Genomic DNA, 20,801 nt, shown 5'->3' with positions numbered 1-20,801 from the left:
ATGACCATAGTAGGCCGTTCCATCCCGCGGCCAACATAGAATGGGGGCTTTTGGGGGAATTTAATTTTGTCCACAGTGGATTGCAATGGCGTCGCTCAGAAAGCGGGCCAAGCCCGGTGCATACCGGTCGATGTTGTCGGTGAAGCGCCGGTCGGCGACGTACATCTCCCCCAGGCCCGCGAGAATTTCGTCGGTACAGGGGTAATAATAACGGGTGATCAGCGCCTGCCAATCGCTCACCAGCTTTTGTACAGATGGATCGCTCGGTGCGCGGCCCATCTGGGAGGCGAGCGCGCGGTAGAACTGATCGGCCTCAGCGTTGATGCGCGCCCAATCCTCCTTTTGGTAGTGTTTGGTTCGTTCGGCGCTTTCGCGGTAGGCATCGGTGCCGCTCCAGCGCTGTCGAGCTTCGTCGGCGTAGCGCTCGCACGCCGCTTCGATTTCCGTCGTATCAAATTCAGCAAAACTCATTTCGCTTTCTCCTTTCAATGTTTGGTCCACCAGGCGGATCAACCCGTTCAGCCGTTCGCGCTTGAGTATCAGCAGCGCGCGGTGGCGGGTGAGCGCCTCATGTTCGTCGAAGGAGGGATTGTCCAAGATGCGCTGGATCTCCTTCAGCGGGAATTCCAATTCCCGAAAAAACAGGATCTGCTGTAACCGCGCCAATTCCTCATCGCCGTAGAGGCAATATCCGGCCGGGGTGGTTTCGGCTGGGTGCAGCAGCCCGATCTGATCGTAGTGGTGCAGGGCGCGCACACTGACACCGCAGAGGTCGGCCACCTGTTTTACCGTTCGTTTCATCCGCTTCATCTCCTTCGATGAGTATAGCATACCCTATAACGCAGCGTAAGGGTCAAGCGGAAATTTTGATTTTTTAACGCATCAGGGACAATCCGCGCGGGTTGAGAATCGGGCGGATGTATGTTACAATGAGACAGATATCTGGGAACGGAGGTCGATGGATCATGAAGATGCAGGAATCCGGTGAGAACTATTTGGAGACCATTTTGGTGCTCAAACGGGAGAAGGGCGCGGTGCGGTCGATCGACATCGCACAGAGGATGAATTTTACCAAGCCGAGCATCAGCAGGGCGATGTCCCTGCTGCGCGAGAATGGCTATATCACCATGGATGAGTCGATGTTTATTGAACTCACCGACGCGGGCATGGAAATTGCGCAGCGCATCTACGAACGGCATACCCTGCTCACCCAATTTTTGGAGCGGTTGGGAGTCTCCCCTGAGACGGCGGCGCACGACGCCTGCAAAATCGAGCACGACCTGAGCGACGAATCGTTTGAAAAGATCAAGGAACATGCCCGCAGCGGGCAGATTCCAGACGGCGGCTGACGCCTGTCAAGTAAAAATAATTGGCAGGCTTGGATTCCTTTCCCGTTCATAACAGCGGCTGGTGCGGCAACACTGATAGCAAGCTAGAAACGGGAGGTATCGTCTTATGGATCCTTTGATGAACGCATGGGAACAGTTTTTGCGCACCGGCCGGGTGAGCGATTATCTCAGCTACCGCCAGTCCCTCGGCGCCTGGGCCGATGACGACGAGAACATTCCGCAGGAGGATGACCCGGATGCAGATGACTACGCAGGCAGTGGTGATTGGTACCCGAAATATTGAGGAAGAAGACCGCCTGCTCACCCTGCTTTCCCGGGATCTCGGGGTAATTCACGCCTATGCAAAGGGTGCGAACCGAATGAAGAGCCGGCTGGCCCCCACCACAGAGCTGCTGTGCTACTCCTCTTTTGTACTATTTAAAAATAAAGATCGCTATACCGTCGATCATGCGGACAGCTTAAACTTGTTCTTTGGACTTCGCCAGGACGTGGAGAAGCTGTCCCTCGCTACATATTTTGCGGAGCTGACCGCGACGGTCGCGCCGCAGAGCGAAGGCGCGGAGGACTTCCTGCGCCTGCTGCTCAACACATTATTCCTATTGGAAAAGGGAAAGCGCAGCGCCGACTTTTTAAAGCCGGTGTTTGAACTGCGTGCCCTCACGCTGGCGGGTTATATGCCCAACCTTGTCGCCTGCCGTTCGTGCGGCCGGTATGAAGCCGGCCCCATGACACTGTTGCTCACAGACGGGGAATTGCTCTGCGCCGAATGCCTCGCGCAGGATGAGCCGGATACTTGGAAACGCGTACCGTTGCCGGAGGGGGTTCTCGCCGCGATGCGGCATATCCTCTACAGCCCGCTCGAGCGGCTGTTCCAGTTTGGCCTGTCCCAAGAGGGGCTGCGCAGCCTGGGGAGCGTGACCGAACGGTATTTACTCGAACAAACCGAAAAGAATTACGCGACGTTGGATTTTTATAAAAGCCTGCGATAAGTTTTTTTACAGCGCCGCGTTGCGACCTGATTGAGGTGAAACGATGGAACAAAACGACCAAAAACATTACCGGGCGCTCGAGCTGGATAAAATATTGGCGCGCCTCGCCGACTGCTGCAGCTGCGAGGAAAGCCGCGCGCGGGCGCTCGAAATCGAGCCGCAGACCGATTACCCCAGGGCAGTGCGGCAGATGCACTACACGCAGGATGCGCACTTGCTCGCCCTGCGGTTCGGGATGCCCACGGTGCTGCACATCAAAAACGTGAAGGGGATGCTCAAACGGGCGCAGGTGGGCGCGCTGCTCAACCTGCGCGAGTTGATGGACATTTCCAATGTACTGCGCACCATTCGCAACCTGTCGTCTTACCGCAAAAACTGCGACGATATGGAGACCGCGCTGGATGCGATGTTTGAGAGCCTGACCCCCCACCGCGACCTGGAGGATATAATCAACAACAACATCCTCTCGGAGGAGGAGCTCGCCGACACCGCCAGCCCCGAGTTGCAGCGCATCCGCCGCAGCATCCGCAACACCGAGCTCAAGGTGCGTTCCCAGCTCGACAAGCTGGTGAAATCGCCGACTTATCAGAAATATTTGCAGGACAGCATCATCACCATGCGAGACGGCCGCTTTGTCGTCCCGGTCAAACAGGAGTACCGCAACGAGATCAAGGGCATGGTGCATGACACCTCCTCGAGCGGTGCGACCTTGTTTGTGGAGCCGATCGCGGTGGTGGAGGCGAACAATGAAATTCGTGTGCTGCAAAACAAGGAGCAGCAGGAGATCGAGCGCATCATCGCCGGGATGTCCGCCGAGGTGGGCGCGCGCGCAGATGTGATCTGTGCCGATTACGACACGGTGGTGGAGCTCGACCTGTACTTTGCCAAGGCGCGTCTGGGTCGGGCGATGAAGGCCACCGTGCCCACCATCACCGACGACGCTGTCATAGACCTGCGCCGCGCGCGCCACCCCATGATCGATCAGGGCAGGGTGGTGCCGACCGACATCCGCCTGGGCGGTGCATTTGATACGCTGGTGATCACCGGCCCCAATACCGGCGGCAAGACGGTATCGCTCAAAACGCTGGGCCTGTTCACCCTGATGGCGATGTGCGGCCTGATGTTGCCGGTGGCGGATTCCAGCACGGTGTCGGTGTTCGATCATGTGCTGGCCGACATCGGCGACGAGCAGAGCATCGAGCAGAGCCTGTCCACCTTCTCCGCGCATATGACAAACATCGTCTCTATCCTTCAGCGCACCGACCACAGGACGCTGGTGCTGCTCGATGAGCTGGGTGCGGGCACCGACCCGATCGAGGGCGCAGCCCTCGCTATCGCCATCCTTTCGGCTCTGCGGGAGAAGGGCGCCAAGATCGCGGCCACCACCCACTATGCGGAGCTCAAGGTTTTTGCGCTGGAGACCGATGGGGTGGAGAACGCATCATGCGAATTTGACGTGGAGTCGCTCAGCCCCACCTACCGGCTGTCGATCGGCGTGCCGGGGCGTTCCAATGCGTTTGCCATCTCTGAGCGGCTCGGTCTCGACGCCTACATCATCGAGCAGGCCAAACAGCATGTCAGCAACGAGAACACCCGCTTCGAGGATGTGGTCTCCCAGTTGGAGGACACCCGGCTGGGCTTGGAGAAAGAGAAGGACGCGGCACAGCAGATACGGGAACAGGCCGAGCGCATGAAGAGCGAGATCGCCGACTATAAAGCGAAGCTGGAAAAGGAGAAGGAGCGGGAGATTGAGCGCGCCAAGAACGAGGCGAAGCGGCTGATCGACAAGGTTCGTGTAGAGTCGCAGCGGCTGGTCGACGAGCTTGAGGAGATCAAAAAGCAGAAGGACAGCGAGCACTATGCCAACATGCCGGCGATGGCCAAGGCGCAGATGAAGGCCGGCATCAACAAGCTGTATGAGCTGGCTGATCCGGTGCGGCAGGAGAGGGAGAACGACTATGTCCTTCCGCGTAAGCTGGTGCGCGGCGATATCGTCTCAATCGTGGATCTGGGCAAGGACGGCACTGTGCTTTCCCCCGTGGACAATGCGGGCAATGTGATGATCCAGGTCGGCATCATGAAGATCAAGGTCGCGCAAAGCCGCCTGCGTCTGGACGAGCGCAAGAATAAGGTGACGCTGGGCGGCAAGAAGGGCAGCGTCGGCAAGAACATCACCAGCCGCGCGGAGCGCACCGGAAAAAACGAACTCGATTTGCGCGGTATGACGGCTGAAGAAGCGCTCATCGAGCTCGATAGGTTTATCGACGGCGCGGTGCTCGCCGGCCTCGGGACGATCACCATTATACACGGCAAGGGCACCGGTGCGCTGCGTGCCGCCGTCCACCGCGACCTCAAGCAGAACAAGAGCATCAAGACCTTTCGCTTGGGGGTTTATGGGGAAGGGGAAGACGGAGTCACTATAGCGGAGCTTAAGTAAAAGCAGTATACAAGGCGGGAGCGCCGTTCCATTTGGAACGGCGCTCCCTTTTTGTACCATGTCGATTGAGTTGACGCGTTGCCGCGTCGCCCGGACTTCAGCCCGCTGTGCGGAGGGCGGCATGGTACTTACGCCCGTGCCGGGCGATATCATATGAAACGCGGCTCTATGCCGCGGGAATCAGTCGCTGCACCAGCAGAATCTGGGGAAGAAACCGTTAGAAGAATTGCGGTTGTTACAGCCGCAGCCGCAACCACAATCATTGCCTTCACGCTCTTCAGAGCGGCAGGCTCTATCCAGAATCTCATCAGCGATCGCACGGGCAAGGGCCGAGTTATTTCTATTGCAACCGCAGCCACAACAGCAGCCACAGCCGCAACCACAAGAATTACAACGATTACACATTCATTATCCACTGCCTTTCACATACTTGTTTTTTATCCTTGGGGGACAATAACAGTCTATGCGGTGCTGTGAGAAAGGGTGCAAGGAGGGACTTGGCCACGACGCGACGGAAATAGACATTTTTGTATGACACCGAGCGACCAAAAATCTGAGCCGCCGCCGTTATACTGGAAATATCGGCGGAGGACAACGCTGGAAGCGGAAAGCGGGGCGGGGAAATGGTTGTTTATGCGGATATCCTCTTTTGCATCAACCTGATTGTCAACTATTTCCTGATGCTCGCCACCGCCCGGCTGTGTAAGCGGGAACAACACCGCTGGCGCGCCCTGTTTTCCGCGGCGGCGGGCGCAGTGTACGCCATGATTTTATTTGTACGTGGAATTCCACCCTGGATTCTTTTGCTGTCCAAGCTGCTGATGTCCGCGGGGATGCTGCTGATCGCATTTCCATATCGCACCTTGCGGCTGTTTGTACGCGAGTATCTGGTGTTTTTCACCGTAAATTTTCTCTTTTCCGGCCTGATGTTGGCCTTATGGCTATTTTTTGCACCGAAGGGCATGGTGTTTTACAACGGGATCGTCTATTTTGATATCTCAGCGCTGGCTCTGGTTGGTTACACCATGGCGGCCTACCTGTTGACCGAATTGTTTTCCAGAATTTATCAAAAGAGGAGTGTGGGCGAAACCATGTATTATGTCACCATCGAATTGGGACAAAAACAGACGATGCTGACCGGATTTTTGGATACCGGAAACACCCTCACGGACGCCTACACCGGCTACCCTGTGGCGATCTGCGATTTTGAGGCGATCCGCGGAATTTTACCGGTGGGTATGCTGGATCTGTTTTCCCAACCAGTCGACCTCGAGCGGCTGGAGAATTTGGTCACAGCGCGCACAGCCAATCATTTTAAGTTGATCCCCTATCATACGGTGGGGTTCAGCGGAATCCTGCCCGCATTCCGCCCCGACAAAATGGTGTTGCAGGGCGGCAGCCTGCTTTATCCGGTAGAGAATGTCTACATTGCGGTGTCGCAGCAGAGGCTCTGCAAAGGAGATTACGACATCCTGCTGAGCCCCGATATGCTGCCGCTCGACTATGCGCCGCAGAGCCGGGGTCAGAAGGCAAAAGTGGGGTAGCGAAAGCGGTACATAGAGAAAATCGACGGAGAAGGGGTAGTGGTAGATGGAGCGGAGTTTGGAAATTGGACGGTCGAAATGGAGGTGGCAGGACACCTGGATCGGGCGGCTAATTCGGGTGTTGTGGCCCGAAGAACAGGATGTATTCTACATCAACGGGCCGGAGAGCCTTCCGCCGCCCCTCACCCGGGAGGAGGAGGCAAAGGTGTTCGATGGGCTGGAACGCAACGACGGCGAGGCGCGGCAGACGCTGATCACCCACAATTTGCGGCTGGTGGTATACATCGCCCGCAAATTTGAGTCCACCGGCGTCGGGGTCGAGGATCTCATTTCAATCGGGACGATTGGGCTGATCAAGGCGGTCAATACGTTTTGCCCCAGCCGCAACATCAAGCTCGCCACCTATGCCTCACGGTGCATTGAAAATGAAATTTTAATGTTTTTGCGCAAGACACAGGGGCTCAAGAATGAGGTGTCGATTGATGAACCGCTGAACATCGACTGGGACGGCAACGAACTGTTGCTTTCGGATATTCTGGGAACCGAGAGCGACAGCGTGAATAAAAACATCGAGAGCGACGTGGAGAAGAGCATTTTACATGAGGCGGTCAATCGCCTCTCCGATCGGGAACGCAGCATCATGCAGCTTCGCTTCGGTCTGCTCGACGGTGTGGAACATACGCAAAAGGAGGTGGCGGATAAAATCGGCATTTCTCAGTCCTACATATCACGCTTAGAAAAAAGGATTATTAAACGGCTGAAAAAGGAGTTGGAGCGAATCGCATAAATCAGAAGGGTCCCGGAATCAATCCGGGACCCTTTTATTCGTCGTGCCAATAATGAAATGTGTTTAGATACTTATTAATATGATCGATTGCTTCAACATGCGCAACAGATTGTCAGTTGTCAGAAAAAGCTGTCACGGTCAAATATCCTTTTTGATTTTGGCGAGCGCGCCCTTCTCCAGACGGCTGACCTGAGCCTGGGAGATGCCCACCTCGGCCGCCACCTCCATCTGGGTTTTGCCCTTAAAAAAGCGCAGCGACAAAATCCGTTTTTCCCGTTCATTGAGAGCAGAAATCGCCTCTTTGAGCGCAATCTCGTCCAGCCAGTTGTTGTCGTCATTGTTGTCTCCAACCTGGTCCATCACATAGATCGTGTCGCCCGAATCGGAGTAGACCGGCTCAAACAGCGAGACCGGTTCCACAATCGCCTCGAGGGCCAGCACCACGTCCTCCTTTTTCATCCCCATTGTTTCTGCGATCTCTTCAATGGTGGGTTCCTTGGAGTGAAGGTTGGTCAGCATCTCTTTGGTCTGCATCGCCTTGTAGGCGGTGTCGCGCAGCGACCGGCTGACGCGAATCGAGTTGTTGTCGCGCAGATAGCGGCGGATCTCGCCGATGATCATCGGGACGCCGTAAGTGCTGTAGCGCACATCCAGATCGAGATTGAAATTGTCGATCGATTTGATCAGGCCGATGCAGCCCACCTGGAACAAATCGTCCATATTTTCTCCCCGATTGGCAAATTTCTGCACCACCGAGAGCACCAGCCGCAGATTGCCCTGAATCAGCTTGTCCCGCGCGGCGCGGTCGCCATCCTGCGCCTTTTTGAGCAGTTCCCGTGTCTCTGATTCCTTCAATGTGGGCAACTTCGCCGTGTTGACCCCGCAGATTTCGACCTTGTTCAGATACATCAAAACCACTCCTGTTGCTTCATTTGCGGCCGTGCGACGGTCACAAACTCAGTATGGGGGCGATTGGGATTTTTCATACAACGCACGCTCTGGCAATTTTTTCTCAGGACAAAATCTTTTTGTACAGAACAGCGCATACACTTTAGGAAAAGGTGAGGTGATGCTTGTGCAGTGCAGAGTGGTGGATTTACGTTATCGGGATGTGATCAACATCAAGGATGGGTGCCGCCTGGGTTGCGTCAACGACATCGAGATCGACACCTGTTCCGCGCGGGTCCTGTGTATTGTGATCTTCGGCCATGCGAAGCTGTTCGGCCTGCTCGGGCGGGAGGACGATGTGATTATCCCCTGGGATAACATTGAAGTGATCGGGGAAGATACCATCTTGGTGTGTTACGACCACAAATATCCGCCCAAAAAGAAGAAATTCTTCGATAAACTCTGGAATTGAGGCGGAAAGCGTATGAAAACAGCAAAATCGCAGAAAATACTTGCCAAACTATCCGATCCGTGGTATACTAATTCAGCAAAAATATGACACACGTTCGGTCGCATCCGCGCGTGGTGCCGTCGGTTACAAGGCGGTGGTAAGGATGCAAAGACCGGGCGGCGGTACAAACCGAAGGAGGAAATTATTATGGCAGTCGTATCCATGAAACAGCTTCTGGAGGCCGGTGTGCACTTTGGCCACCAGACCAGACGTTGGAACCCCAAAATGGCGCCCTACATTTTCACCGAGCGCAACGGCATCTACATCATCGATCTTCAGAAGACGGTGAAAAAGCTGGAGGATGCCTACATGTTCGTGCGCGAGGTATCGGCCGAGGGCGGCGAGGTGCTGTTTGTCGGCACCAAAAAGCAGGCCGGCGATTCCATCCGCGAAGAAGCTGAGCGCTCGGGCGCACACTATGTCAACGCGAGATGGTTGGGCGGTATGCTCACCAACTTCAAGACCATCCAGCGCAGAATTGCGCGCCTTGCGCAGCTGCGTAAGATGGAAGAAGACGGCACTTTCGACCGCCTGCCCAAAAAAGAGGTCATCAAACTCGAGCTTGAGATTGAAAAACTCGAGAAGTTTATGGGCGGTATCAAAGAGATGAAAAAACTCCCGGGCGCGATGTTTGTCGTTGACCCGCGCAAAGAGAAAATTGCGGTTTCCGAAGCGAAAAAACTGGGCATCCCCGTCGTGGCGATCGTCGATACCAACTGCGATCCCGATGAGGTCGACTATGTGATCCCCGGCAACGACGACGCGATTCGTGCAGTCAAGCTGATCGCGCAGACCATGGCCGATGCGATCATCGAAGGCCGTCAGGGCAGCACCGCTGTTGCCGATGTCGATGCCACCGATAAGATCGAGGAGACCGACGCGGAATAAAGCTGAAATCCTTTTGACGCATGTGCGGGGCTGGGCTGTGAAGCCGAGCCTTCGCGTTACCCAATGCCCGTGCCAGCTGCCCGGGCATTTTTGGGATATGAAAGAGAAAACTAATTGTGAAAAAACTTACTAGGAGGAATGTTAACATGGCTTTTACAGCAAAGGACGTGCAGGCGCTTCGCGAGAGAACCGGCTGCGGAATGATGGATTGCAAAAAAGCGCTCACCGAGGCGAACGGCGATATGGATAAGGCGATTGAGCTGCTGCGGGAAAAGGGCCTGGCGGCTGCGGCGAAAAAAGCGGGGCGCATCGCTGCGGAGGGCGTTGTCCTTTCCTATGTGGATGAGGCGAAGAAGATCGGCGTTATCATCGAAGTGAACGCTGAGACCGATTTCGTCGCAAAGAACGATAAATTCCTCGCGTTCGTCGAGGCTTGCGCCAAGACGGTTGCAGAGCAGAACCCCGCCACGGTTGAGGAGCTGCTGGCTTGCAAAATTTCCGGCATGGACGCCACGGTGGAAGAGGAGCTGCGCGACAAGATCCTGACCATCGGCGAGAACATGAAGATTCGCCGCTTTGTCCGCTATGAAGGCGATCTGGTCACCTATATCCACGGCGGCGGCAGAATCGGCGTCATGGTTGATTTTGAAGTTGAGCCCGCTGAGCTCGTCGGCAAGGACGAGTTCAAGGCGATGGCGAAGGATGTCGCGATGCAGATTGCCGCCATCTCGCCCCTTTATCTGGACGAGCAGTCGGTTCCCGCCGAAGTGGTTGCGAAAGAAAAAGAGATCATGATGGTGCAGATTCAGAACGACGAGAAGACCAAAAATAAACCCGCCCAGGTCATCGAGAAGATGGTCGAAGGCAAGATCAAAAAGTTCTACAAAGAGAACTGCTTGATCGATCAGGCGTTTGTTAAGAACGGCGATGTCTCTGTGGGGCAGTTTGTTGCGGATACCGCGAAGGCGCTCGGTGGCAAAATCGCTGTCAAATCCTTTGTTCGTTTTGAGAAGGGCGAGGGCCTGGAGAAGAGAGAGGACAATTTCGCAGATGAAGTTGCCAGCATGATGAAATAATTTTGTATTGAGCTGTGAAGAGGGCGCCGGAGCTATCCCGCAATGGGACGGTTTCGGCGCTCTTTTTAGAGGAAGACGCTATTTTGTATAAAATATGCGAAAAGCGCCCTTGTATCTCGGTGCCTTTTGTAATATAATAAAAAGAACGACCTGATCCATGGTCTTTTGTGGGAATTTTCAAATGGAGGGCAGACACAATGCAAAGAACAGAGATAAAAGCGCTGTTTCAAAACTCGGCGGAGCTGGCGGACCGTCAGGTGACCGTCTGCGGTTGGGTGCGCACGCTGCGCGATTCCAAGCTACTGGGCTTCATCGAGCTCAACGACGGCTCGAATTTTCAGAATCTTCAGGTGGTTTTTGAGGATGCCAAAATCGACAACTTCAAGGAAGTCACCAAATATAATGTGGGCGCTTCGATTGTCGTCACCGGACGGGTGGTGCTCACCCCCAATGCCAAACAGCCGCTGGAAATCCACGCGGATAAAATCGAGCTGGAAGGCGCGTCTGATCCGGCCTATCCGCTGCAAAAAAAGCGGCACAGTCTGGAATATCTGCGGTCGATCGCCCATCTGCGGCCCCGCACCAACACGCTTGCCGCGGTGTTCCGTGTCCGTTCGGTGGCAGCTTACGCCATCCACAAGTTTTTTAATGAGCGCGGGTTTGTCTACGCTCATACGCCGCTGATCACCGGCAGCGATTGCGAGGGCGCGGGCGAGATGTTCCGCATCACCACGCTGGACGCCAAAAACCCTCCGCTTACCGAGGATGGCGCTGTGGATTTTAGCCAGGACTTTTTCGGCAAGATGACCAGCCTCACCGTGTCCGGCCAGTTGGAGGCCGAGGCGATGGCGATGGCGTTCGGCAAGGTGTACACCTTTGGGCCGACGTTCCGCGCGGAAAACTCCAATACCGCACGCCATGCGGCGGAATTTTGGATGATCGAGCCTGAGATCGCATTTGCCGACCTGGAGGACGACATGCAGCTCGCGCAGGATATGATCAAATATGTGCTCGCCTATGTGATGGAGCAGTGCCCGGCCGAGATGAAATTCTTCAACGATTTCTATGACCCGAACAAGGCGCTGATTCAGCGCCTCACCGATCTGGTCAACTCCGACTTCGGCAAGGTCACCTATACCGAAGCGGTGCGTCTGCTCGAGGAGCACAAGGATCAATTCGACTATCCCGTCTATTGGGGCTGCGACCTCCAGACCGAACACGAGCGGTATCTCACCGAGAAGATTTTCCAAAAGCCGGTGTTTGTCATCGACTATCCGAAGGAGATCAAGGCGTTTTATATGCGTCTTAACGATGACGGCAAGACGGTAGCGGCGATGGATCTGCTGGTGCCGGGCGTCGGCGAGATCATCGGCGGTAGCCAGAGGGAGGAGCGCTTCGATGTGCTGACCGCGCGGATGGAGGAGCTCGGCCTGCGCGAGGAGGACTACTCCTGGTATCTTGATCTGCGCCGGTTCGGCGGCACCAAGCATGCGGGCTACGGCCTCGGATTTGAGCGCCTCATCATGTATATGACGGGTGTTTCCAACATCCGCGATGTGATTCCCTTCCCGCGTACCACGGGCTCGGCGGAGTATTAAGTTCTCGCTATCCACAGGCGATTTTTTGAGTTTGGCCGGCTTTGACGATGCGCAAAGCTGGCCCTTTTCTTGCCTGAATTCATAAAGTTGCCCCTTTTTTCTGCAATTGAAGGGACACTTTTTCCAAATTAAGCATAATATATGCAAGAAGAAAAAATAGAACTTGCAAAATTGGCGCGGATAGGGTAAAATCTTGGTTAGGTTCATCTGAATTATGCGAATTCAGACAGATTAAAATTTCATGCAAAGGCGCATGGCGGCAACCGTTTTCCGTTGCGCCTGGATTTGGAGGATGGCTATGGCGTCGTATCAGTCAATGAGTAAGGAAGAGCTTGTGCAGCTAAAGGAAAAGCTGAATGCAGAATATGAGGCGTTTCGGGCAAAGGGGCTCAAGCTGGACATGTCGCGTGGAAAACCGAGTGTGGAACAGCTCAACCTTTCGATGGGCATGATGGATGTGCTTTCGAGCAGCGCGGACCTCAAATGTGAGGCCGGCGTGGATTGCCGCAACTACGGCGTGCTCGATGGCATTCAGGAGGCAAAGCAGCTGCTCGGCGATATGATCGAGGTGCCCGCCGATAACATTATCATCTATGGCAACTCCAGCCTGGATGTGATGTACTCCACGGTAGCCCGTTCGATGACCCACGGCGTGATGGGCGGCACCCCCTGGTGCAAGCTAGATCGCGTGAAATTCCTCTGCCCAGCGCCCGGTTACGACCGCCATTTTGCCATCACCGAATATTTCGGCATCGAGATGATTACCGTGCCCATGACGCCCGCCGGTCCCGACATGGATCTGGTGGAAAAACTGGTCTCGCAGGATGAAGCGATCAAGGGCATCTGGTGCGTCCCCAAATATTCCAATCCGCAGGGCATCACCTATTCGGATGAGACGGTTCGACGCTTTGCACGCTTGCAGCCCGCGGCGAAGGATTTCCGCATCTACTGGGATAACGCTTACGGCATCCACCACCTGTACGATGACGATCAGGATTATCTGCTGGAGATTTTGGCGGAGTGTGAAAAGGCGGGCAATCCCGATCTGGTTTATAAATTCTGTTCCACCTCTAAGGTGAGCTTCCCGGGCTCGGGTGTCGCGGCTATCGCCGCTTCCCCAGCCAACCTGGAGTCAATCCGCAAGCAGCTCGCCATCCAGACGATCGGCTTCGACAAGCTCAATCAGCTGCGCCATGTCCGCTTCTACAAAAACTTGGACGGCATGGTGGAGCACATGAAGAAGCATGCGGCGATCCTGCGGCCCAAATTCGAGGCTGTGCTCGCCACGTTGGACCGCGAGCTTTCCCCCTGCGGTATCGCTACCTGGACCAAACCGAAGGGCGGTTATTTCATCTCGTTCAACTCGCTGGACGGCTGTGCGAAGGCGATTGTGGCCAAGTGCAGGGAAGCCGGTGTTGTCATGACCCCAGCGGGTGCGACCTATCCCTACGGCATCGACCCGCACGACAGCAACATTCGCATCGCGCCCTCGTTCCCGACGCCTGAGGAGCTGGCGCTTGCGAGCGAATTGTTTGTCCTGTGCGTCAAGCTGGTCAGCATCGACCGAATTTTGGCCACCAAATAAACCTGAATAGCAAAAAATCAGGACCGCCTCCGGATGGGGGAGGGCCCTGATTTTTTGCTGCCCCTTTGCGGGCAGTTATGTCATACTATGTCTATTGCGTGGTGCACAATTTTTCGATAGAATAGTAGTCGGATAGCTCAGAAAATTAAAATAGACGGTTGGAGGATACAGGATGAGCAAGCAGTACGAAAGTCCTTTCAGTTCCCGATATGCGAGCCCTGAGATGCAGGAGCTGTTTTCGGCGGACAAAAAGTTTAAAACCTGGCGCAGATTGTGGATTTCCCTGGCGCGTGCGGAGATGGAGCTCGGCCTTCCCATTACCCAGGAACAGATCGATGAGTTGGAGGCACACAAGGACGACCTCAATCTGGATGTGGCGGCCGCCCGCGAAAAGGAGTGCCGCCACGACGTGATGAGCCACGTATACGCCTACGGGGTGCAGTGTCCCAAGGCAAAGGGAATCATCCACCTGGGCGCGACCTCCTGCTATGTGGGGGATAACACCGACGTCATCATCATGAAGGAGGCACTTCAGGTGGTCCGCCGCAAGCTGATTAACGTCATCGCTCTGCTGGCGGATTTTGCCCTGCGTTACAAGGACATGCCTGCGCTGGCCTATACCCATCTGCAACCGGCGCAGCTCACCACCGTAGGCAAGCGCGCCACCCTGTGGATCAATGAGCTTTACATGGATGTGGAGGAGATCGATCACCGCATCGCGTCGCTCAAGCTGCTCGGCAGCAAGGGCACCACCGGCACCCAGGCCAGCTTTGTGGAGCTGTTTGAAGGGGATGCCCAGAAGATCAAGGCGCTCGAGCAGAAGATCGCAGAGGCGATGGGTTTTGCCGAGTGTGTGCCGGTTTCCGGCCAGACCTATTCCCGCAAGATGGACAGTTTTGTGCTGAACACCCTGTCGGGTGTGGCGCAGTCGGCCAGCAAATTCTCCAACGACCTGCGCATCCTGCAAAATTTCAAGGAGATGGAGGAGCCGTTCGAAGCGCATCAGATCGGGTCCTCGGCCATGCCGTATAAGCGCAACCCCATGCGCAGCGAGCGCATCACCTCGTTGGCCCGCTACGTGATGGTGGACAGCCTCAACCCGGCGTTCACCTCGGCGACCCAGTGGTTTGAGCGCACCCTGGACGACAGCGCCAATAAACGCATCGCTGTGGCGGAGGCGTTTCTGGCGGTGGATTCCATCCTCAATATCATGCTCAATGTCTGCGACGGCCTGGTTGTCTATCCGAAAGTGGTAGAACAGCGCGTCATGAAGGAGCTGCCCTTCATGGCCACCGAAAATATCATGATGAGCGCGGTGAAAAAAGGCGGTGACCGCCAGCAGTTGCACGAAAAACTGAGGGTGCATTCGATCGCCGCGGCCAAGCGGGTCAAGGAAGAGGGCCTGGAAAACGACCTCATCGACCGCGTCTGCGCCGACCCGGACTTCCAGATGAAGCGGGAGGAGATCGACGCGATCCTCCAGCCGATCCACTTTGTGGGACGCAGCGTGGAGCAGGTGGAGGAGTACATCGGTGGGATCATCCGCCCGCTGCTCGATGCGAACCGCGAAATTTTGGGAGAGCGCGCGGAGCTTTCGGTCTGACAATACATTGATATAAAAACAGCCGCCCCACGGGGCGGCATTTTTTATGTTCTGAGTTCACAGTTTCAGCAGCATACCCTCCAGTTCAGCCGGGGTGGCCGCGATCGCATCCGCACCGGCGCGCTCAAATTCTGCACGGTCGCCAAACCCATACAGCACACCGATGCAGGGAAGCCCGAACTGATGTGCGCCCTCGATATCAAATTTGCGGTCGCCCACCATGACCGAGCTGCCGATCTGAATCCCCGTGTGTTCCAGCGCGTAGGCGATTACCTCCGGCTTTTCGGTGCGTGTGCCGTCCAAACAACTGCCGCTGATAAAATCAAAATAGCGCATCAGGTCAAACCGCTCTAAAATTTGTTCAGTGAAGAGCTGCGGCTTGCTTGTGGCAAGCAGCACCCGCTTTCCGCGCTCCTTTAGATGCCGTAGGAGCCGCTCCACGCCGTCATAAGGGCGGCATTCCCGTACGCCTGTCTCCCTGTAGTAGCGACGGAACCAGGCGGCCGCTTCATCCGCCTTCTGCTCGTCGAATCCGTAGAACTCCCGGAACGCATGTTTGAGCGGGGGACCGATAAAACGGCGCAGGGTTGCGCGGTCATCCACCTGAATGCCGTATTGTTCCAACGCAAAGGCGGCCCCCTTTGTGATTCCCTCGGAGGTGTCGACAATCGTGCCGTCAAAGTCAAACAGGATAGTTGTTTTTTCGTTCCACATATCGGAGACTCCTTTCGGCAAAATAGAAAAATGTTAAGATTTTTTTCGGCGCGGCTTCCAAACTGAAAGCCGTTATTTGATCCATTATATCAGCCTTTTCGCCATGAGACAACCGATTGCGTGGGAAAGAGGCAAAAATCCATATCGGCCGGGAGATTAAGATTGACTTTTTCTGTCAGATAAAATATAATAGCAAGTATGAATGTCAACGGGGAAGTACGTATGGCCGGTGCAGGTTCCCGCCGACAGGACAAGAAAAAAGTGGAGGTTTACGCATGAAAAGAGTTGGCAAACCAGTGTTTTTCATCGTGGTATTGCTCATCGCGCTCTTCACTTATGCCGCATTTTTTGGCATAAGTAGCACGTTTGGCGATAATACCACGACCTACATCAAAGGTGCGAACGAAATCCGGTGGGGAATTGATATCCGCGGCGGCGTGGACGTGACGTTTAGCCCGCCCGACGGTGTGGATGCCACAGACGCGCAGATGGACTCGGCGACTTCGGTTATCAAGCAGAGGCTGCTTTCGCTGAACATCACCGATTCCGAGGTCTATACCGATTACAATCGCGACCGCATCATCGTTCGTTTCCCGTGGAAATCGGATGAGAAAAACTTTGACCCTGAGGCGGCGATCGCCGAGCTGGGCGAAACCGCTCTGCTCACCTTCCGTGAGGGGATCAATGTCGATGAGACGACCGGGGAACCCACCGGCGTCACCAAGGACAATGTCATCCTGCAGGGTGAGGATATCAAATCCGCCTTTGCCAGCATGAATGAAAAGAACCAATATGTGGTTGTCCTGGAGCTCAATGAGAGCGGAAAAGGAAAATTTGCCGAGGCGACCGGCCGCCTGGTGAGTGAATCCTACCCCAACAACATCATCTCCATCTGGATGGACAATACGGTCATCTCCTACCCGACTGTCAACGCGCAGATCACCGGCGGCGAAGCCACCATCGAGGGCGATTTCACCCTGGAGGAGTGCAAGTCGCTGGCTGATAAGATCAACGCGGGTGCGTTGCCCTTCAAGCTGCAGACTGAAAATTTCAACACCCTGTCGCCCACGTTGGGTATGGGCGCAAAAGACGCCATGGTGATGGCTGGTTTTATCGCGTTCGGCCTCATCGCGATCTTCATGATCGTGGTGTACCGGTTGCCCGGCTTTGTCGCGTCCATCGCGCTGGTGGCGCAGGTTGCAGGCACAATCGCTGCAATTACCGGCTTCTTCCCGACAATCCCGAGCTTTACGCTGACCTTGCCCGGTATCGCGGGTATTATCTTGGCGATCGGCATCGGCGTCGACGCCAACGTGATTACAACCGAACGCATCCGTGAGGAGCTGCGCGCGGGCAAGACGCTCGACGCTGCGATCGATATCGGCTTTAAGCGCGGCTGGAGTGCGATCTTCGACGGCAATATCACCGTTATCATCGTGGCTGTTGTGCTGATGGGCGCGTTCGGCGCGCCGGGCACTTTCTTTGCGAAGATGTTCAGCTGGGCGTTCTTCCTGTTCGGTCCTTCGACGGCAGGTACCATCTATTCGTTCGGTTATACCCTGATGGTGGGCGTTATTTTGAACTTCCTGTGCGGCGTTCTGTTCTCGCGCTTGATGCTCAAATCTCTGTCCCGGTTCCAGTGCTTCCGCAAAGCCTGGCTGTATGGAGGTGAGAAAGCATGATCGATTTTTGCGGTAAAAGAAAGATATTTTTTGGCATTTCCATCGCACTGGTCCTGATCGCGGTGCTTTCCACCTTTATTTTCGGCGCGCGGCTGGATATCCAGTTCAAGGGCGGTTCGATCCTCACCTATTCGTACACCGGTGATGTGGACAAGGCTGCGGTACAGAACCTGATCGAAAGCACCCTTCAGGAGAAGATCACGCTTCAGGAGGCGACCGACGTTGCTTCGGGCATGACCAACCTCGTGGTGTCTTTGACTGCGGACAAGAGCCTTTCCTCTGAGAAGCAGACGCTGCTCACCGACACGTTGCAGCAGACCTATCCCGACCTCAACTTCCAAGCGGTCAAGATCAATAACGTCGATCCCACCATCGGTAAGGAGTTCTTTGGCAAGTGCCTGATGGCGCTGGCCCTCTCCGCGCTGCTGATGTGCATCTATATTGCGTTCCGTTTCCGCAAGATCGGCGGCTGGAGCGCGGGTGCGATGTGCGTGCTGGCGCTGTTGCACGACGTGGTGATGGTCTATGCCACCTTCATTCTGTGTGGCATCGCAATCAATGAAAACTTCATCGCGGTAACTATGACCATTGTCGGTTACTCGATTAACGCCACCATCGTTATCTATGACCGTGTGCGTGAGAATGAGAAGCTATACAACAAGACCATGTCTATTGCGGAACTGGTCAATAAGAGCGTCAATCAGTCGATGCGCCGCACGGTGTTCACCACTGTGACCACTGTGATGGCGATGGCGGTTGTCTGCATCGTGGGTCTGATCTTCCATCTGGATTCGATCCTCTCGTTCGCATTCCCGCTGATCATCGGTATGATCTCCGGTCTTTACTCCTCTACCTGCATCGCTCCCACGCTGTGGGCGTCCTGGCAGGAGCACAAGCTGGCGAAAGCTGCTTAATCAGTTTTTTCAAGACAGAGCGGGGCTTCAGCTTCCGCTCTGTCTTTTTGTTTGCAAAAATGCTATAATAACCGCAAGCGGTTATTATAATTTGATGGCCAAAGCGATCCGCTTGCTGTGCTTGCTTCTGCCTTGATGGCCTATGATATATAATGGCAGCGAGCCAAACGGCATGGCTGGTTGGCCGCTGCGATTCGCTAAACAGCGGCGCGGTTGCAGCTTGATACTTCTTTCAGCGGGAACGGATCCTTTTATGGTAAATAGGAGCGAGCTGAGGGATAGCATCAACGCAATTATGTTGGATAAAGTCAGTGAAGGAGCGGTGAACTTGCAAATCGGGGTATCCACGGCATGTCTGTATCCGATGGAGACGGAGCATGCCCTTGAGACGCTGGGCCAACTCGGCTTTGAGGCGGCGGAAATCTTTCTCAATGCGCCCAGCGAGCATACGGAGGAGTTTGGTTTGCGCCTGAAAGAAATTGCTCAGCGGTATCAGATGCGCATTGTGTCGATCCATCCCTATTCTTCCGCGTTTGAACCGCTCCTGTTTTTTTCCGGCTACGAGCGCCGTTTCCAGGATGCGATGAAATTTTACGAGTCCTTCTATCGGGTCGCCCAGATGCTGGGTGCTGGCATCGTCGTATTGCATGGCGACCGACGGGAGGGCATTTTGAGCGAGCAGGAGTATTTTGAACGCTATCGCCGGCTTTTCCGCCATGCGCGTCGGTGCGGCGTGCTGCTGGCACAGGAGAATGTGGAGCGCTGCCGCAGCCGGAGCTCCGGGTTTATCCGGCGGATGCGGGATTACCTGGGGGATGAGGTGCGGTTTGTACTCGACCTCAAACAGGCGATCCGGGCGGGGGAGACGGTAGAAGATATGCTGAACGCGATGGGGGAGCAGCTCTGCCATGTCCATCTGAGCGACCACCGTCCGGCGGAGGACTGCTTGCCGCCTGGGCAGGGCGATTTCGATTTTTCGCAGCTATTTGACCGGCTGAACGGGCGGGCGGCCGATCTCTTCGGAATGATCGAACTCTACCGGCAGAATTACAGTTCCCTGGAGGATTTGCAGCGTTCTTACGGCTATTTAAATGGGCTTCTCCGCTTTTTTCATGAAAAGGAAACGTAATAACGTTCGATTTTTAACGACATATGTCGAAAATTTGTTCTTTTCAAATTCGAGAAAAAGGGTATAATGAAAAGAGCATAAAGGAGGTTGTTGCGTTCATGCAAGAGTCAAGTTCGGCGGAGGAAAATCCATTTTCTGAAGAAATATCCTTTCAGCTGACCCAGCGGTCCTGTATGGCCGAGGAATGTGAGGAAAATATAGTTTATGGCATGGCCCTTTATCGGGGGACCGCGCTGGAGGGTGAAGTGGCGGATGTTTCTTCCCAACGCTCGGTGGTGGAGCGTCTGATGGAACTCTGCCGTCGCAATGGGGTGACCGAGACTACCCTGTTTGATGTCGTCGAGGATTTTTTAGATTGATGAACGACATATTCTAGCAGGAAAACGATTGCCGGGATTCACAATTTAAAACAGCAGGAGCAGTTTGTTTGCGGCGGAAAATCGTGCAGATCCACCGATTTTTCTTGTTTCAAGAGGACAATTATGGTATAATAACTGTAATCAGCTATTATATTAAAAAATTGCCGTGTTTTCTTTCCAGTTTGTGCTGGAAACCGAAACTACATGGCTGCATGGTACTACTTCGCTTTGTTTCATGGTATGATCGTATCAGATACATAGGAGTTGAAACGATGAAATGTCCTTTTTGCGGTTTTGAAGAGAGCAAGGTGATCGATTCCCGGCCGACGGATGAAAAAATTCGGCGCCGGCGCGAATGTCTAAACTGTGAGAAGCGGTTTACCACCTATGAGGTGGTGGAGACAATGCCGCTGATCGTCATCAAGAAAGACAAGTCCCGCGAAATGTTTGACCGCAACAAGCTGATGAACGGCTTGATGCGGGCATGCGAAAAGCGTCCTGTTTCGGTAGAGATGCTCGACAATATTGTAAACGATATCGAATCACAACTTCTCAACTTGCTCGAACGCGAGGTTTCGTCCTATCAGATCGGTGAGATGGCGATGCAAAAGCTCAAAGAGGTCGACGAAGTGGCCTATGTGCGTTTTGCTTCGGTGTATCGCCAGTTTGCGGATATCAATTCCTTTATGGAGGAGCTCAAGCTGCTGCTTAAGGAGAAGTAGGGTTCCGCAGGGACAAACAGGTCGTC

20 protein-coding genes are annotated in these 20,801 nt (G+C 54.7%); 17 read left to right on the top strand and 3 right to left on the bottom strand.

Annotated features, from left to right (window positions below):
* Positions 1–60 precede the first annotated feature (60 nt).
* Positions 61–801: a MerR family transcriptional regulator gene (locus tag H8711_RS01290; RefSeq protein WP_249281722.1), complete on the bottom strand. Its 741-nt coding sequence runs from the start codon at positions 799–801 to the stop codon at positions 61–63.
* A gap of 164 nt (positions 802–965) precedes the next feature.
* Between H8711_RS01290 and H8711_RS01285 the strand changes: the two genes are divergently transcribed.
* The 6 genes from H8711_RS01285 (at position 966) to sigE (ending at position 7,106) form a co-directional block, all read left to right on the top strand.
* Positions 966–1,349 (top strand): metal-dependent transcriptional regulator, encoded by a 384-nt coding sequence (locus H8711_RS01285; protein ID WP_249281721.1) that lies wholly within the window; start codon positions 966–968, stop codon positions 1,347–1,349.
* 106 nt (positions 1,350–1,455) lie between these two features.
* Positions 1,456–1,632 carry a hypothetical protein gene (locus tag H8711_RS01280; protein ID WP_249281720.1) on the top strand — a complete coding sequence of 59 codons (177 nt, stop codon included), beginning with the start codon at positions 1,456–1,458 and terminating at the stop codon, positions 1,630–1,632.
* Positions 1,586–2,338 (top strand): DNA repair protein RecO, encoded by a 753-nt coding sequence (gene recO, locus H8711_RS01275; RefSeq protein WP_249281719.1) that lies wholly within the window; start codon positions 1,586–1,588, stop codon positions 2,336–2,338. Before H8711_RS01280 ends, recO begins: the two co-directional genes overlap by 47 nt.
* A 43-nt stretch (positions 2,339–2,381) precedes the next feature.
* Positions 2,382–4,775 carry an endonuclease MutS2 gene (locus tag H8711_RS01270; RefSeq protein WP_249281718.1) on the top strand — a complete coding sequence of 798 codons (2,394 nt, stop codon included), beginning with the start codon at positions 2,382–2,384 and terminating at the stop codon, positions 4,773–4,775.
* A 623-nt stretch (positions 4,776–5,398) separates the two neighbouring features.
* Positions 5,399–6,319 carry a sigma-E processing peptidase SpoIIGA gene (locus H8711_RS01265; RefSeq protein WP_249281717.1) on the top strand — a complete coding sequence of 307 codons (921 nt, stop codon included), beginning with the start codon at positions 5,399–5,401 and terminating at the stop codon, positions 6,317–6,319.
* Positions 6,320–6,365: 46 nt separating this feature from the next.
* Positions 6,366–7,106, top strand: coding sequence for an RNA polymerase sporulation sigma factor SigE (gene sigE / locus H8711_RS01260; RefSeq protein ID WP_249281716.1), 741 nt, complete (start codon positions 6,366–6,368; stop codon positions 7,104–7,106).
* 138 nt (positions 7,107–7,244) lie between these two features.
* On the opposite strand, the gene sigG is transcribed toward sigE, so the two are convergent.
* Positions 7,245–8,015 (bottom strand): RNA polymerase sporulation sigma factor SigG, encoded by a 771-nt coding sequence (sigG, locus tag H8711_RS01255; protein ID WP_249281715.1) that lies wholly within the window; start codon positions 8,013–8,015, stop codon positions 7,245–7,247.
* A gap of 181 nt (positions 8,016–8,196) precedes the next feature.
* Here sigG and H8711_RS01250 point away from each other — a divergent pair, with 181 nt between their 5' ends.
* From H8711_RS01250 to purB, 6 genes are all read left to right on the top strand, one after another.
* Positions 8,197–8,466 (top strand): YlmC/YmxH family sporulation protein, encoded by a 270-nt coding sequence (locus tag H8711_RS01250; protein WP_343274494.1) that lies wholly within the window; start codon positions 8,197–8,199, stop codon positions 8,464–8,466.
* Between the two features lie 186 nt (positions 8,467–8,652).
* A complete protein-coding gene (rpsB, locus tag H8711_RS01245) occupies positions 8,653–9,393 on the top strand; it encodes a 30S ribosomal protein S2 (RefSeq protein WP_249281713.1) in 741 nt (246 codons plus the stop codon).
* A 146-nt stretch (positions 9,394–9,539) separates the two neighbouring features.
* Complete coding sequence (gene tsf / locus H8711_RS01240; RefSeq protein ID WP_249281712.1) at positions 9,540–10,469, top strand: translation elongation factor Ts; 930 nt, start codon at positions 9,540–9,542, stop codon at positions 10,467–10,469.
* 197 nt (positions 10,470–10,666) lie between these two features.
* Positions 10,667–12,067 (top strand): asparagine--tRNA ligase, encoded by a 1,401-nt coding sequence (asnS, locus tag H8711_RS01235; RefSeq protein WP_249281711.1) that lies wholly within the window; start codon positions 10,667–10,669, stop codon positions 12,065–12,067.
* A gap of 298 nt (positions 12,068–12,365) precedes the next feature.
* A complete protein-coding gene (locus tag H8711_RS01230) occupies positions 12,366–13,652 on the top strand; it encodes an aspartate aminotransferase type Ic (RefSeq protein ID WP_249281710.1) in 1,287 nt (428 codons plus the stop codon).
* Positions 13,653–13,824: 172 nt separating this feature from the next.
* Complete coding sequence (gene purB / locus H8711_RS01225) at positions 13,825–15,255, top strand: adenylosuccinate lyase (RefSeq protein ID WP_249281709.1); 1,431 nt, start codon at positions 13,825–13,827, stop codon at positions 15,253–15,255.
* Between the two features lie 57 nt (positions 15,256–15,312).
* On the opposite strand, the gene H8711_RS01220 is transcribed toward purB, so the two are convergent.
* A complete protein-coding gene (locus H8711_RS01220) occupies positions 15,313–15,969 on the bottom strand; it encodes an HAD hydrolase-like protein (protein ID WP_249281708.1) in 657 nt (218 codons plus the stop codon).
* 275 nt (positions 15,970–16,244) lie between these two features.
* Between H8711_RS01220 and H8711_RS01215 the strand changes: the two genes are divergently transcribed.
* The 5 genes from H8711_RS01215 to nrdR all read left to right on the top strand — a co-directional run bounded on the left by H8711_RS01215 (position 16,245) and on the right by nrdR (position 20,775).
* Positions 16,245–17,651: a preprotein translocase subunit SecD gene (locus H8711_RS01215; protein ID WP_249281707.1), complete on the top strand. Its 1,407-nt coding sequence runs from the start codon at positions 16,245–16,247 to the stop codon at positions 17,649–17,651.
* The gene (secF, locus tag H8711_RS01210) at positions 17,648–18,565 is read left to right on the top strand and encodes a protein translocase subunit SecF (RefSeq protein ID WP_249281706.1); all 918 of its coding nucleotides are present in this window, start codon (positions 17,648–17,650) and stop codon (positions 18,563–18,565) included. Before H8711_RS01215 ends, secF begins: the two co-directional genes overlap by 4 nt.
* Positions 18,566–18,893: 328 nt before the next feature.
* The gene (locus tag H8711_RS01205; RefSeq protein WP_249281705.1) at positions 18,894–19,694 is read left to right on the top strand and encodes a sugar phosphate isomerase/epimerase family protein; all 801 of its coding nucleotides are present in this window, start codon (positions 18,894–18,896) and stop codon (positions 19,692–19,694) included.
* 98 nt (positions 19,695–19,792) lie between these two features.
* Positions 19,793–20,053, top strand: coding sequence for a DUF6514 family protein (locus H8711_RS01200; protein ID WP_249281704.1), 261 nt, complete (start codon positions 19,793–19,795; stop codon positions 20,051–20,053).
* A gap of 272 nt (positions 20,054–20,325) precedes the next feature.
* Entirely contained in the window at positions 20,326–20,775 is a 450-nt protein-coding gene (gene nrdR / locus H8711_RS01195) for a transcriptional regulator NrdR (protein WP_249281703.1), read from the top strand.
* Positions 20,776–20,801: the final 26 nt, after the last annotated feature.

This window comes from Ligaoa zhengdingensis, assembly GCF_014384885.1.
GTDB lineage: Bacteria > Bacillota > Clostridia > Oscillospirales > Ruminococcaceae > Ligaoa > Ligaoa zhengdingensis.
Note: the sequence above shows the minus strand (reverse complement) of the source record. Positions and strands in the feature narration are given on the sequence as shown.